Source organism: Rhodopirellula europaea 6C (assembly GCF_000338295.1).
Lineage (GTDB): Bacteria > Planctomycetota > Planctomycetia > Pirellulales > Pirellulaceae > Rhodopirellula > Rhodopirellula europaea.
This window is the reverse complement of the sequence record NZ_ANMO01000124.1, coordinates 1-13,273: the sequence shown is the minus strand read 5'-3', so window position 1 is coordinate 13,273 and position 13,273 is coordinate 1. Positions and strand designations below refer to the sequence as shown.

13 protein-coding genes and 2 pseudogenes are annotated in these 13,273 nt (G+C 58.0%); 9 read left to right on the top strand and 6 right to left on the bottom strand.

What is annotated here, in order from left to right:
- Window positions 1-198: 198 nt before the first annotated feature.
- Window positions 199-930: a peptide-methionine (S)-S-oxide reductase MsrA gene (gene msrA, locus RE6C_RS14345; RefSeq protein WP_008657626.1), complete on the bottom strand. Its 732-nt coding sequence runs from the start codon at window positions 928-930 to the stop codon at window positions 199-201.
- On the opposite strand from msrA, the pseudogene RE6C_RS33535 reads away from it, so the two are divergent.
- The 8 genes and pseudogenes from RE6C_RS33535 to RE6C_RS30415 form a co-directional block, all read left to right on the top strand.
- A pseudogene (locus RE6C_RS33535) lies at window positions 905-1,213 on the top strand (DUF1589 domain-containing protein); the annotation flags it as partial. The gene msrA and the pseudogene RE6C_RS33535 sit on opposite strands and share 26 nt — an antisense overlap.
- On the top strand, window positions 1,183-1,314 hold the full coding sequence (locus tag RE6C_RS33530) for a DUF1589 domain-containing protein (RefSeq protein WP_081605654.1): 132 nt from the start codon (window positions 1,183-1,185) through the stop codon (window positions 1,312-1,314). The pseudogene RE6C_RS33535 and the gene RE6C_RS33530, both read left to right, overlap by 31 nt.
- A gap of 72 nt (window positions 1,315-1,386) precedes the next feature.
- On the top strand, window positions 1,387-1,839 hold the full coding sequence (locus RE6C_RS14340) for an acyl-CoA thioesterase (RefSeq protein WP_008657625.1): 453 nt from the start codon (window positions 1,387-1,389) through the stop codon (window positions 1,837-1,839).
- On the top strand, window positions 1,829-2,290 hold the full coding sequence (locus RE6C_RS14335) for a hypothetical protein (RefSeq protein ID WP_008657623.1): 462 nt from the start codon (window positions 1,829-1,831) through the stop codon (window positions 2,288-2,290). The genes RE6C_RS14340 and RE6C_RS14335 overlap by 11 nt, the downstream gene beginning before the upstream one ends.
- Before the next feature lie 75 nt (window positions 2,291-2,365).
- Window positions 2,366-2,824, top strand: coding sequence for a nucleoside-diphosphate kinase (gene ndk, locus RE6C_RS14330; RefSeq protein WP_008657621.1), 459 nt, complete (start codon window positions 2,366-2,368; stop codon window positions 2,822-2,824).
- Window positions 2,825-2,863: 39 nt separating this feature from the next.
- Window positions 2,864-3,736 carry a hypothetical protein gene (locus RE6C_RS14325; protein ID WP_008657620.1) on the top strand — a complete coding sequence of 291 codons (873 nt, stop codon included), beginning with the start codon at window positions 2,864-2,866 and terminating at the stop codon, window positions 3,734-3,736.
- A complete protein-coding gene (locus tag RE6C_RS33525; RefSeq protein WP_390175918.1) occupies window positions 3,733-3,957 on the top strand; it encodes a DUF1589 domain-containing protein in 225 nt (74 codons plus the stop codon). The genes RE6C_RS14325 and RE6C_RS33525 overlap by 4 nt, the downstream gene beginning before the upstream one ends.
- A complete protein-coding gene (locus RE6C_RS30415) occupies window positions 3,852-4,088 on the top strand; it encodes a DUF1589 domain-containing protein (RefSeq protein WP_390175917.1) in 237 nt (78 codons plus the stop codon). The genes RE6C_RS33525 and RE6C_RS30415 overlap by 106 nt, the downstream gene beginning before the upstream one ends.
- Here the strand turns inward: RE6C_RS30415 and RE6C_RS14320 are convergent.
- From RE6C_RS14320 to guaB, 5 genes and pseudogenes are all read right to left on the bottom strand, one after another.
- Window positions 3,985-5,940, bottom strand: a complete 1,956-nt coding sequence (locus RE6C_RS14320) for a hypothetical protein (protein ID WP_039962086.1) — start codon at window positions 5,938-5,940, stop codon at window positions 3,985-3,987. The genes RE6C_RS30415 and RE6C_RS14320 overlap by 104 nt on opposite strands.
- Window positions 5,941-6,187: 247 nt before the next feature.
- Complete coding sequence (locus RE6C_RS33520) at window positions 6,188-6,274, bottom strand: hypothetical protein (RefSeq protein ID WP_390175919.1); 87 nt, start codon at window positions 6,272-6,274, stop codon at window positions 6,188-6,190.
- Window positions 6,255-6,305, bottom strand: a pseudogene (locus RE6C_RS33515) (hypothetical protein); the annotation flags it as partial. The pseudogene RE6C_RS33515 and the gene RE6C_RS33520, both read right to left, overlap by 20 nt.
- A 231-nt stretch (window positions 6,306-6,536) precedes the next feature.
- Window positions 6,537-8,387: a hypothetical protein gene (locus tag RE6C_RS14315; RefSeq protein ID WP_008657612.1), complete on the bottom strand. Its 1,851-nt coding sequence runs from the start codon at window positions 8,385-8,387 to the stop codon at window positions 6,537-6,539.
- Complete coding sequence (gene guaB, locus RE6C_RS14310; RefSeq protein ID WP_008657610.1) at window positions 8,362-9,846, bottom strand: IMP dehydrogenase; 1,485 nt, start codon at window positions 9,844-9,846, stop codon at window positions 8,362-8,364. The genes RE6C_RS14315 and guaB overlap by 26 nt, the downstream gene beginning before the upstream one ends.
- Window positions 9,847-10,117: 271 nt before the next feature.
- On the opposite strand from guaB, the gene RE6C_RS14305 reads away from it, so the two are divergent.
- Window positions 10,118-12,937: an FtsK/SpoIIIE family DNA translocase gene (locus RE6C_RS14305; protein WP_008657608.1), complete on the top strand. Its 2,820-nt coding sequence runs from the start codon at window positions 10,118-10,120 to the stop codon at window positions 12,935-12,937.
- Window positions 12,938-13,273: the final 336 nt, after the last annotated feature.

Below are 13,273 nucleotides of genomic sequence, written 5' to 3'. Positions count from 1 at the left end.
CGTTTCGGGAGAGTTGCACGATGCAACCCCCAACTGAAAAGTGGCACCGACCAACTGCGCCACTTCTCCAAAAAGAGAGCAAAGTTGTGAGACGGTCGTCGACGAGGAGCTGGGTTCAAACATGCCCCCAATGTAACGCATCGCCGCCGAAACACAGCGACAGGAGCTTCTCGGCGTGCAACGAAACAGGCCGCGATTCTACTTCGCGGATTCTTTGATCTTGTCGCCGAATTCTCGGTTGAATTTGCGGACCTTGTTGGCAACCACCGCTCGGCAATAACCGGCGTTTGGATTCCGGCGGAAGTAATCCTGGTGGAACTCTTCAGCGACATAGAACTTGGTCGCTGGCTCGATCAGCGTGACGATGGGGTCCCGGTATTCTTCGCCGAGTTTGTCGATCGTCTTCTTCGCAATTTCGCGTTGCTCCTCGTTGTGAACAAAGATGCTGCTGCGGTACTGCGGCCCGCCGTCAGCGCCTTGACGGTTCAAGGTCGTTGGATCGTGGGTTTTGAAGAACACCTTCAGCAGCTCTTCAAAGTTTGTCTTGGTGGGGTCGTAGTAGATCTGAACCGCTTCGGCGTGCCCGGTCATTTTGCCGCAAACTTGATCATAGTTGGGCCGTTTGACTTTCCCTCCGATGTATCCCGACACGACATCGTTGACGCCTTCCATCCGCTCAAAAACGGCTTCCGTGCACCAGAAGCAGCCCCCGGCCAAGGTCGCCACCTTCTCGCCCGGCCGAGTTTTGACCTCCACGATCTCGGAATCCAATGGCAAACCGTTGTAGTTCGGGTTGGCGTTGGGATCGTCTGATTTTGCGCTGACGGGTGGAGCGGCCTGAACGCAGGAGGTCAAAACGGTCAACAGACAGACCGCCGCGAAGGGTGCCAACAAACGTGACGGCGTGGCGGAAAAGGCGGGCACTGGCATCAGAAACTCCTGCGTGGGATCGGAAATTCAGCGGTCAGGGGCGAGAAATGGCAGTCGAAACTGCGCACTGAACCAATTCTTACGCACTGGAAACCATGGTGGGTCGGCGGCCACCGCAGCGGTTTTCCGTTTTTTGCCAATCGTGGACCTTGCGTTAGCGAGCCAGCACCGACCGCAGCCGGATTCGCCGAATTCAGACGCCAACTTTGACTTGCAGCGACGTAGGCCAGGTTATCACCTGGCACCCAACCGATGCTTTGGAACAAAGCGAGTCGTCCAAACGCTCCCGCAAGACTCCCTGTCGTTCGTCCAAACACCCCGCCAGGCACAGCCTGGCCTACGTTCGTGACACCCCGCCGCGTTCGCAAAATCACCCAACCGTAGCCGGACTCTGTGACGCTGCGATAGGATGACCTTGACACCCTTCGATCGCCGATTTGCAAACAAATTTCACGCATGCCTCACGCCTTCTTCGACCTGCATCACACCGTCGCAGACGATGAAATCGACGCCCAGCAACACGTCCATAACCTGCGTTACTTGCAGTGGACACTGTGGGCCGCCCGCGACCACAGCGCAACCGAAGGCTGGGATGCGGCTGCCGCATTGAAAGACGGGTTGGGCTGGGTCGTTCGAGGCCACGACATCACCTACCGCGCCGCGGCGTTGGCCGGCGACGAGCTGATCATTCGAACCTGGATCCCAAGCTGGAACCGATATTCCTGCCAAAGACATTACTTGGTGACTCGCCCAGCCGATCAAACGGTTCTGGCCAAAGTCCAAACTCGGTGGGTCTTCGTCGATTTGAACCGGCACCGTGCCATCGAGATCCCTCCTGCCGCAGTTGCCGCGATCCAAGTCTGCGAGACGCCTCCGCCAGCCCCATGGGCCGACTCCGATGACACCTGATCAACGACTGAAATGGTTTTTGCGGGTCATTGGCATGTCCGCTCTGCTGGCCTTCGCCGCCGCGATCATGCCCGAAAAATGGATGATCGAGATCGCTCAGGAACTCGGAATCAATCCGTTTCCGAACTCCCCACTGACGTTCTACTTGGCCCGCAATCTGTCGCTGCTGTACGGGTTCGTCGGCGCGTTGCTCTGCATTCTGTCCACGGATCTGCCGCGTTATCGCGACCTGATCCGCTGGGCCGCGCTCGGAACAATCGCATTTGGATTGCTGCAATTGGTCGTCGATGCAATGTCTGGATTGCCCGGATGGTGGACGATCGGGGAGGGCGGTTCGACCCTGGCCGGCGGGCTGTTTTTGCGGTGGTTGGAACGAACCGCCCGAGCAGCCAACCCTTCGCCATCCCAGGCGGACTCGTCCGTGACGGGTTCCGACGAAACGCTGCGTTGAGTATTTTTCTGCTCCGCCGAGATTGTTTGGCGAATTTCCCGTTTTTCAAAACCTTTCGAACCCTGTGTTTCTGTCATGCAACGCACCCTCGTCTTGCTCAAACCTGATTGTGTCCAACGCCGCCTGATCGGTGACGTCCTGTCCCGATTCGAAGCCAAGGGATTGCACATCGTTGCCATGAAGTTGTTGCAAGTGACACCTGAGCTGTCCAAGCAACACTACGCCGAACACGTCGAAAAACCGTTCTACTCCTCGCTGGAAGAGTTCATCACCTCGGCACCTGTCGTCGCGATCGCACTCGAAGGGCTGGAAGTCATCCGCGTCGTCCGCGATATGCTCGGTGCCACCAACGGTTTGCAAGCCGCTCCTGGCACCCTGCGTGGTGACTACAGCAGCAGCCGCCAAATGAACTTGGTTCACGCCAGCGACAGCGAAGAATCGGCCAAACGCGAATTGGACCTGTACTTTGACGCCGACGAGTTCTGCGACTACTCGCTCGTCCTGACGCCTTTCATGCGTGCCGACGACGAATAGTTATAATTTGGGTTCCCTCCTTCCCACCTGAGGCAACCCATGTCGCTGCTCGAGACCCTCGCTGCTTCCCGACCGGCCGCTCAACGATTCGTTGGCGGCCTGGCGGTCTTCTTCGGCCTGCTACTCATCACGCCTGCGGGCTCGTCCGCACAAGGGCTGGGCAACCGGCCCGCTCTCGATGCAGCCAGCGAGATCACCTCATTCAATGGAAAACTGGTCGCTTCCCGCGGCATGATCCTGACGATCGAACGAGAAGACGGCACCGAAGTGATGGTGCAAACTCCCGACTCGATCTCGCAGTTGACCTTTACCGCGAAAGCCTTGCCTGCCTATTTGCGCCCCGGCATGCCGGTTCGCTTCAAAGCCAACCTTGGACCGAATGGTGCTCCGTTGGAACCGGTCAGCAAACTCGAGCTGTTCGCGCCGGTCAACGTGAAGCTGCTCAAAGGCCGTGAACGCGAAAACTATCAGCCTGGCGTCCACCCCAGCAAACCACCTCAACGTGGCAACGCGGGACCTCCGACTGGCCCCGTCACCGTGGTGGGCAACCTGATGGCACTCACCCCGCAAGGAGTCGCCCTTCGCGCGGGCAACATTCCCGTTCAAACAATGACGTCGCCGGACTTGGAACTGCAAATCCGAGTCAACAACTTGTCGCTGGCCCAACCTGGTGACGCAGTGCAAGTGCGAGGTTTCTATCAGCCGCCAGACGAGACCAAGGTCAAAGCGGAATCGATTCAAATCACAACCGACCGCGTCTACGGCGAAACACCTCCACCCAACGAACGTCGTTCGCGACGCAGCAAACGAGGCGATCGCGACAAAGACGATGCCACCGAATCTGGAAACGCCGACGATGCCAATTCAGAAGAAGGCAAATCCCTCGGTGTTCCAAATGCCGAATCCGAGTGACCCCCGTAGCCGGATTCGCCAGAATTCGGATCCCACCATCTCGAACATCTGAATTCTGGCGAATCCAGCTACCAAGACATCAACGTAGGCCAGGTTATCACCTGGCACCAAGCCGATGCTTTGGAACAAAGCGAGTCGTCCAGCCACTCCCGCAAGACCCAAAGACAACCGTCCAACCACCCCGCCAGGCACAGCCTGGCCTACGGACTCCCCCGTCATAACCCGCCGCGTAAGCAAGGCCACAGCATTCAGCCACCGGCGGACGTCAATTGTAAAATCACCTGCTCATCATCCGGCCAAGACACAAACAGATCCGCTTCCAAATAAGCCTGCCCAGCCAGCATCGCAATGAGTTGATCCAGCTCCGCCAAGCGTTCGGCAAACATCTTCAAACTCTTCTGCTGACTTTCGAGTTGCTCCAGTTGCTGATCCAACCGAGCCTCCAGGCGACGAGCCCGTGAACTCTCGGCTCGCGAGATCGCGGCCTCCAAATCAGTGTGCGTTCGATCCGCCAACTCCATCTGCCGCGTCACCACCGCCAATGTCTGCGAGACATCCGCACGGTCCGTCCACTGCCACGGCATCGCCGGATCCAGCCGCGCTCCAAATCGGACGCGAACCGTCATCATGCGGGTTGTCTGGACATCGACACGAACCACCACCGCAACCGATTCCGAATCCTGCTGGCTCAATACGGCAATGCCTCGAACCTTGCGCGGCGATTCGTTTTCAATGGGCTCCACCCAGCCCACATCGACTTTGTCCGGAACTCGCAACCCCATCGTGATTCGAGCCTGTCTCGGCTCCGGCGGTGCGGATAGATCCCACTTCATCTTCACGTCCCGCTCCGCCAAATCGATGGCAATCGCGTCGCTTTGCAAACTCGGACGCATGTACACGTGACGTCCCGATGCGATCTCCATTCGGCCATGAACCAACAAGTTCCGATCCGCGTTCTTAGAGCCCGACAACCACTTGAATTGCGACACCGTCTCTTCGGCATTCACACGAATTTCGGCGATCGCAGTCTCGTCCGATGGCCTGATGATGGAAACAGCATCGGATTGTGACTCCACGATTTTGAATCCAGTGGCTCCGTCCGGGAATCTCAATGCAGCGTTTTGCAAAGACAGCCTCGGCCAAGAAATGCTGTCGACATTTGACGCATCACCGGACGGAATCGCAGGCAACGCAACGAACAAAGCATCCGAATCACCCGCGATGGACTCCTCCGTAACAGCGGTCACCGCGTCCACCTCCATCTCAGCTTCATCGCCGTCACTCATCACATCCGCTTCTTGGCCGCCACCAAACGAAGCTGGGCTTGCATCAGTCGTTGCAATCATCGCCGTGGAGGCAGATTCGCTACCATCGCTTGCGTCGTCGCCAACGGTTCGGGAATTCTCGCCGTCGGCTGACGACATCCCCGCAGTCTGCGATGGAATCAACGCGTCCAAGGAAAACGCCGAAGATGACATCCCGCTGGCCTCGGCCGTGGATGGTTTCACCGTCGAAGAATTCTCCACCGAGTTGGATCCCATAATCTCGGCAGCGCTCATGTCGATACCAGCCGCATCGACGTCCAGTGAAGCGGAAGACTCAAATGTCTCCGCGTCCGTGAAAGTGCTCAACTCCATCGATGAATCGTCCGCCGTCGCAATGAATCCGGCGTCGAACACATCTGCGTCTTGACTATGTTGCCTAGCCGACTCACCAGATGCATTTGAAGACTGTGCAACCTGCGGGCTCGATCTTGGCCACCAGTACAGCGCCGCACCAACCAACGCCACTCCGGCAACAGCACCAATCCAAATCAATTTGGGCTTGGATGACTTCCTTGTGTTCGACTTTGAATCCGCGAGTTCGACCGGATCGCTCAACAGGATTCCTTCGTTTACACCATCGTCGACAACCTCCGACGCACCTTCGCTCTCAATCGCCTGCGGTTCGTCCTCAGACTCATCGACGTCCAGGCGGGTGAGTTGCCCATTGTGATCGATACCATGTGTCTGCCAAAAGACATGGCTTGGCGAGCGAAGCGATGCTGCATCGTCATTCGGCAAACCAGGATTGCCAAACCGAGTCTCCGCATCATCGACCAAGCGATCCCAGATGTCCGAGGGAGGCTCGCCCAACCGCTTGATCATGTCGGCGACCGACTCCATCAGAGTCGGCGCAGAATCGCTCTTGGACGTGGTATTCATATGCTTCGTTATAGCGAAACGCACCTCCGATTTCCGTGGTAGGCCAGGTTGCATTTCCCGCACCTATGAACGACGGGATTCGAATCCGACGATTCAATTGCTTCGGCCGATTACCTTCACCAATTATTCATCCAGAGCATCAATCCTAATTCTGGCGAGATAAGTTTTCGAAGCAATCCGGCTACTGAGAGATTCTCCGACGTACGTCAGCGAGTCGGAATCGGTGGCGAGTCCAGCGGCGGCCTTGCTAACGCGGCGGGTCATGACCGATGCGATGTAGGCCAGGCTGTGCTTGGCGGAGTGGCTGGACAGACGCCGCTTGGTCTTGCGAGATTGCCTGCACGCCTCGCTTTGTTCCAAAGCATCGGCGGGGTGGCAGGTGATAACCTGGCTACGTCGCTCCGTGCCCTCAGTGATCTCTGTGGTTGAAACACATGCGCGTCCGAATTCTGGCGAATCCGGCTACAGAAAACTCGCCTCGGCCTCACTGACGTGTCGGGTTACGACTGGCAACTCACCGTCGCCAGAATCACCTGCGCGCCTAGCAAGCAACATTCATAACCCGCCGCGTTAGCAATGCCACTCCGCAATCTTCATCAAGGAACCAGCAACGCGGTTCCGGTAACCGCAGCGGCTTGGTACCAGGCACCCTTCAGGCTCAACGGCACTGGTGGGATGATCCAAGGAGCACAGTTACCAGGACGGTAGTAGCCCAATGCATACTGGCATTCATGCGGCGAGTGCACACCCATTTTGTACGGCAGCACCGCGATGTTCGCGAAGAAGTGTGCTGAGGACAAAACCGGTTGAAGCACTGGACCCGCGGTGTGACCGTAACGTTCCAAGTTGACTTCTTCGAAGTACAAAGGTTTGTGGCACAAGTTCGACGCTGCCCAAACCACAGTCGTCGGTTTCCAACGACGCGGAGTGAATGCGACTTGTTCCAACAAGCACTCGGTTGGCAATCCCCAGTTCTCGGAGATGAACCCAAGATCCGCTTCGCTCAATCGATTGATTGCCAACTCTTCGCGAGCACCAAACTCGGTCACGATCACAGCTTTCTCATAAGCCAGATCCACCAAGCGACCGGTGCCCATCGGGCGACCATCGATGCTTCGCCAAGTCCGTGATTCTTGACGCTCGTCAAAGCGTTCTTTCAGCTTCAAGTACTCGTCTTCGTCAATGACGTCGGGACGATAGGGTGGGCTGATATCCAACGACACTTGGTCGATCGTTTGAGCTGCAATGCGAGACCGGAAGTCATCGCACGACAACCCGCTGGCGCGGCGACTCGGGCCATCGTCATCGCCCATGATCGCAGCATCATCGCGATCAGATTGCGGACGCAAACGGCCATCTTCTTGAGCTTCCAACTCGAGCCGGTCCAACTCATCCTTCACCCGTTCTTCTTCATCACGGCGATCAAACGGATTGGATTCAAACCGGTCTGAAGGAGAAGGCTGCGTTTCTGGTTCCGATGGCTGCTGAGGCAGATTCGATTCGTCTTGCAACATGTCGCGAATCGACGAACCTGAGTCAGGTTGCCCCAGGTCGTTCGGCTGGCCAAACGTATCAGGTGTCACGTTGGGCGAGTCCAAGCCCGGCGAAGGCAACTCTTCCAAGCCCGGGGGCACCATCTCAACGGGTGAGTTGAGTCCGTTGCCAGCGTTGCCCGGATTGGCTCCCGGCTGATCGCGAAACGGGTTGGCGTTCCAGTTCGGTCGAGCCCCGCTGTCATTGGCTGCATCGTCTCCGGGCACACCAAAGCCACCTGACGATGGAGGCGAAATCGGTTGCGAGTCGGCTGGCGGTGGAGCATCAAACTCAGGCAAGCCAAATCCTGAACCTGGTTGCTGCAGGAACGCAGCGGGATGAATCGAATTGGCAGTGGCTTCTTGGCTACGTCGGCTCGTTCCCGACACAACAATCACTGCCGAGCCAGCTTGGTTCGCTTGAGCGTTCGCTGCTTGTTGCATTGGTTGTGCGTGAGCGACCGATTGCTGGAACGAGGTCTCGTGTTGTTCTGGCGAAGTCTCTTGGAACGCAGCGTTGCTGATCCGAGCGGCTTCTTCCGATGCGATCTGCGGGCTCTTTCGCCATTGCAAATCCCAACCCGGACGACGCATCGGTGACTCTTGCGAAGTCGCGGGCTGGTTCGGTTGAGTTTGCAACAAATCCGCGGTTCGCATCCGCGGGATCGGTTGACCAACCGGTTGCGCCGGGGTCGGCGAAGTGTTCGCCGAAAGAGGGTGCGTGGTTGGGTTCACGCGAGTCGGCCCAAAGCTGTCTTGGGCCGTGACCGCCGAGTTGGCGGAAAGAGCACCGACGCTGAAACCAGCCGCGATGCAAGCGGCCAACCATCGTCGGCGGACCAACCGGCCTGGCAATGAGCTCAAGCGGCTGGTCGTCGGAACGTTTGCCTCAACCGGCGTCGCCCGAATGAACATCGGGACTGTAGTTGGGCGCTTCTTGTGTGATCGCAATGTCATGCGGGTGGTTCTCCCTCACCGTAGCGGCCGACACGCGAATGAATTTCGCGTCGCGGCGGAGTTCTTCGATCGTCCGTGTACCGACATATCCCATGCCCGCACGCAAACCACCGACCAACTGGTAGGCGTAATCACTGAGCGGGCCTTTGAACGGCACGCGTCCTTCGACACCTTCGGGGACAAGCTTGCCCGCCTCGGTGCCTTTTTGGCGATACCGATCACTGCTTCCCTTCACCATCGCACCCATCGATCCCATCCCACGGTACGCCTTGAAAGTACGACCTTGGTACAAAATCATCTTGCCAGGACTCTCCGCTAAACCGGCAAACAAACTGCCGATCATCACGGTGCTCGCCCCAGCGGCGATTGCTTTGGTGATGTCACCGCTGAAACGGATTCCTCCGTCACCGATAACAGGAATGTTCTTCTCTTGAGCGACCTTCACCGCACTTAAAATCGCGGTGACCTGAGGCACTCCAATGCCACTGATCACCCGTGTGGTGCAAATCGATCCCGGACCGATGCCAACCTTCACCGCATCAGCTCCGGCCGCAATCAAATCTGCTGCGCCCTCGGCCGTTGCGACGTTCCCCGCTACGACATCAATGTCCCATGACTTGTTCTTCTTAATCTCTCGAACGGTCTCAATCACATTCCGGCTGTGACCATGAGCCGAGTCGACCACCAGCACGTCGACACCTTTGCCGATCAAGCTTTCCGCTCGTTCATAGTCACCCACGCCAATCGCGGCTCCGACCCGAAGTCGTCCCTGCGGATCTTTGCAGGCCCGCGGGTAACGCTTCATCATGTCGATGTCGCGAATCGTGATTAACCCCGTCAGTTTTCTTTCTTCGTCAATCAGGAGAAGTTTCTCGACCCTTTTTTCCGTTAAAATCTTCTCAGCTTGCGCAAGCGTTACATTCCCAACCGCCGTGACCAAGTTTTCACGCGTCATCACCTGGGAAATGGGCATGTCGGGGTCTTCCAGGAACCTCAAATCACGCCGCGTTAAAATTCCCGCCAAAGTGCGATCGTCCTGCACAATCGGGATGCCGGAGACGTTTGCCCGGTCCATCAACTCCGCCGCCGCGCTGACCTTTTGCGCGGGGTTCAGGGTCACCGGATTGACGATGATCCCGTTGGCCGAGCGTTTGACCTTCAGGACCTCTTCGGTCTGTCGTCGAACTGACAGATTCTTGTGCACAATGCCCAAACCGCCCTCTTTCGCCAGGGCAATCGCCATTTCGGATTCGGTCACCGTGTCCATCGGAGACGAAATCAGCGGGATCTGCAGCCGAATTCTCTGGGTCATCTGGCTGCTGACGTCCACCTCGCTGGGCACGACCTCGCTGTATCGAGGTTGCAACAGGACATCGTCGAAGGTCACTCCGAGGTCGCCGATTTTGTCGTCAAACATGCCGTTTTCGTTCCCACGAGGTCGTGGGCATCCAAATGTGATGCGATGGGGAAAACGAGCGATTATGACGCTCGCCGCGGTCGAGTTGTAGGGCACCTTGCCAGACTGTCGATGAAAGAGGGTAGATGCGCCCAAGTTGCCCCCTCGCGTAGCCGGATTCGCCATGAATTCGGAGGTCAATCACAACCCGCCGCGTCAGCAAGGCCCCCAGCCCCAATCGCGCCCCACAACTCGCTTCATTTCACAGCCCGGCCCTTTTCACCCCAACGCCATGTCCACGACGACAGCCAATGCTGACGCCGACGAATCCGCCCCGCCACGCGCGGTGGACATTCGGCGCGATGTCCCAGCACTCCTGCTGGTCGCGTTGACGGCGTTGACGCTGGTTTCCGTGTTGACGCACGACCCCGCCGATCCGGTCCCCACGCCGTTCTGGCCACTCAACCAATTCTTCACGCCTGACCTGGCCGTTTACCCCGCCAACGACGTCGTCCAAAACGCATGCGGTTCGCTCGGCGCGCTGATTTCCTCGATGCTGCTCAGCGCTGTTGGCATTGGATCGTCCCTGGTGATCTCGGCCGGCGGAGGCATCGCGACGGCGTTGTTGATTCGCGGCCACATGAATGCGCCCGTTCTACGTTCGCTCGGTGGCTGCATCACCTTGCTCGCCGTGACCACCGCCGCCGCCATGACCGACATCGAACTGAACGGCATGCCCGTCGTCGGCAACGGCGGCTACCTCGGTGCGATGACCTCGACGTTCCTGCTGCAACACTTTCACCCAGTCGGCTCTTGGATCCTCACCCTGACGGTGCTGTCCGTCGGGTTGTTGCTGACGACGGACTACATGCTGGTCTATGCCGGACGAACCGTGCTGTTCGGTGGTGCCAAAGTTTCACGTCGAGGTTTCGCGAAAGCTGCCAAGGCGATGCCCGTCACGCTTCGACGCCGACGGCAACCATTCAGCGACCTCGATGGCCCCATCCTGATCGACGGCGATGAATCCGATGCATCGCTGGATCCAAACGGTGGCCGCATCGATCCGCCAGAACCAGCCGAGAGCGGACCAACGATCAAGCTGCGCAAACCCAAAGAACGCGAAGCGGCTGCGGAAGACGAAACCGAAGACGCGGAAGAGGCCGCACCCGCCAACGGGCTCGCGAAAGTCGCCAAGCTCGGCGCCGCCGGTTTGGCTGCTGCGGCCGGGATCGGCACCAGCCTCAAGAAGTCGAAGGAAGCTCCCGAGGAACTCGAAGAAGAATACGAGTACGAGGAATGGGAAGAGGAGGAAGAAGAAGCTCCCACGCGTGACTTGGAAGTCGAAGGTGAACCGACGACGCTGCGCAACGATTCCGCGCACGACGAAAGCCCATCGCCGACCATCAAGATGCCAAAGAAGAAAGACGCCAAACAAGAACTCTATGACTCGGTGCAAGAAGGTGCCCCCGAAGGCATCTCGGAGTACCACTTGCCAAGTCTGGAATTGCTGGAAGGCAGCGACGGGTTTGATTACGAAGAACAGCACGCCGAAGCGCTGCAGAAGAGCGCGATGCTGCAACAAACCATTCGCAGCTTTGGCTTCAACGTCACCGTCACCAATGTCGAAATCGGTCCGGTCATCGCCCAGTACGAACTGGAACTCGAGAGCGGTCTGCGGCTGAACAAGATCACCGCGCTCGCCGATGACCTCGCCATTGCTCTGCGAGTCCCCAGCGTTCGCGTCGTCGCCCCGATCCCCGGCAAGAACACCGTCGGCATCGAAGTCCCCAACGAGATCCGACAAGTCGTTCGGCTTCGCGATGTGATCGAAGAATCCGATTCGCGGATCTCAAAGATGAACATCCCAGTCTTCTTGGGCAAAGATGTCTCTGGCGAACCGATGCCAGTCGACTTGGCCAAGATGCCTCACCTGTTGATCGCAGGTCGAACCGGTACCGGTAAATCGGTCTGTTTGAACGCGATCATCAGCAGCATCCTAATGTGCTGCCGGCCCGACGAAGTCCGCATGCTGATGATCGACCCCAAAATGGTCGAACTGTCAGGTTACGGCCGATTGCCTCACCTGATGCACCCCGTCATCACGGACATGAAGAAGGCCGAAGCCATCCTCGGCTGGGCCGTTGAAAAGATGGAAGAGCGATACTCGCTGCTTGCCAAAGCCGGTGTGCGTCACATCAACAGCTTCAATGACCTGGGCCGCGATGAAGTCCTGCGTCGTTTGGAAGTGGATGAAGACGATGAGAGCACGGACGTGCCAGACAAGCTTCCTTTCATCGTCATCATCGCCGACGAGATGGCTGACTTGATGATGACGGCCGGCAAGGAAGTCGAAACGCACATCATCCGCTTGGCTCAAAAGAGTCGTGCCGTTGGAATCCACTTGATCCTGGCAACGCAGAAACCAACCGTGGACGTCATCACGGGTCTGATCAAATCAAACTTGCCCGCGCGTCTGAGTTTCCAAGTCGCCAGCAAAACGGACAGCCGCGTTGTGCTGGATGAGAACGGTGCCGACAAACTGCTCGGCAACGGTGACATGTTGTTCCTCTGGCCCGGCACCAGCACGCTGATTCGAGGGCAGGGGACTTACCTGTCCGACGCCGAGATCGATCGTGTCTGCGACCACTGCAGCAGCGGCGGCGAACAACAATTCGTCGGCGAGCTGATGAACTTGAAGATCAACGATGAAGAAGGCGACGCATCCGAGATGGACGTCGACAAACTTCGCAAGCGAGACGAGTTGTACGAGTCCGCCATCGAAGTCGTGATTCGCGAAGGCCGCGGATCGTTGTCGTTGATCCAGCGTTGCCTCGGGATTGGTTATGGACGAGCCGCACGTTTGGTTGACTACATGGCCGAAGACGGCATCGTCGGCCAATACAACGGTTCCAAGTCACGCGAAGTCTTGCTGACGATGGAACAGTGGAACGCGATGCAAGGCATCACCGACGACTCCGGCGGAACCACCGCCACCGCTGCCCCCAAAGCCTCGTCACAAACCGAAGCCGAAGAGGAGTACGAAGACGAGGAAGAGGAAGAAGAGGTCTACGACGAAGAAGAATACGAGGACGACGACTACGAAGACGTCTGACACACGTCTCTCTCACCATCCCTCCTCCCGTAGCCGGATTCGCCAAGAATTCGGACCGGCATCCCAAAATCAAAACCCGCCGCGTAAGCAAGGCCGCGTCCACTCCCGACGCAGCCCGTAGGCCATGTTCCACATGGCATCCCAACGGATGCTTCGCAGAAGCGAGCCGTCGTCCCTAACCACCCACCGTCCCCGGATTCGCCAAGAATTCGGACTGCATCCCAAAATCACAACCCGCCCGTTGCCAAAGGTTGTGCAGTCTTGACGTTGTTGTTTTGCAAAGCGTTTCTCATCACCCTCCCCTTGGGAGGGTCGAGCGAAGCGAGGGGAGGGCTC

What these genes read in the sequence shown, in the direction of transcription:
- guaB (WP_008657610.1), bottom strand. Translation starts at nt 9,846, where the DNA reads ATGTTTGACGACAAAATCGGCGACCTCGGAGTGACCTTCGACGATGTC.
- msrA (WP_008657626.1), bottom strand. Translation starts at nt 930, where the DNA reads ATGCCAGTGCCCGCCTTTTCCGCCACGCCGTCACGTTTGTTGGCACCC.
- RE6C_RS14315 (WP_008657612.1), bottom strand. Translation starts at nt 8,387, where the DNA reads ATGTTCATTCGGGCGACGCCGGTTGAGGCAAACGTTCCGACGACCAGC.
- RE6C_RS14320 (WP_039962086.1), bottom strand. Translation starts at nt 5,940, where the DNA reads ATGAATACCACGTCCAAGAGCGATTCTGCGCCGACTCTGATGGAGTCG.
- RE6C_RS33530 (WP_081605654.1), top strand. Translation starts at nt 1,183, where the DNA reads ATGCTTTGGAACAAAGCGAGTCGTCCAAACGCTCCCGCAAGACTCCCT.
- RE6C_RS14305 (WP_008657608.1), top strand. Translation starts at nt 10,118, where the DNA reads ATGTCCACGACGACAGCCAATGCTGACGCCGACGAATCCGCCCCGCCA.
- RE6C_RS14340 (WP_008657625.1), top strand. Translation starts at nt 1,387, where the DNA reads ATGCCTCACGCCTTCTTCGACCTGCATCACACCGTCGCAGACGATGAA.
- ndk (WP_008657621.1), top strand. Translation starts at nt 2,366, where the DNA reads ATGCAACGCACCCTCGTCTTGCTCAAACCTGATTGTGTCCAACGCCGC.
- RE6C_RS14325 (WP_008657620.1), top strand. Translation starts at nt 2,864, where the DNA reads ATGTCGCTGCTCGAGACCCTCGCTGCTTCCCGACCGGCCGCTCAACGA.
- RE6C_RS14335 (WP_008657623.1), top strand. Translation starts at nt 1,829, where the DNA reads ATGACACCTGATCAACGACTGAAATGGTTTTTGCGGGTCATTGGCATG.
- RE6C_RS30415 (WP_390175917.1), top strand. Translation starts at nt 3,852, where the DNA reads ATGCTTTGGAACAAAGCGAGTCGTCCAGCCACTCCCGCAAGACCCAAA.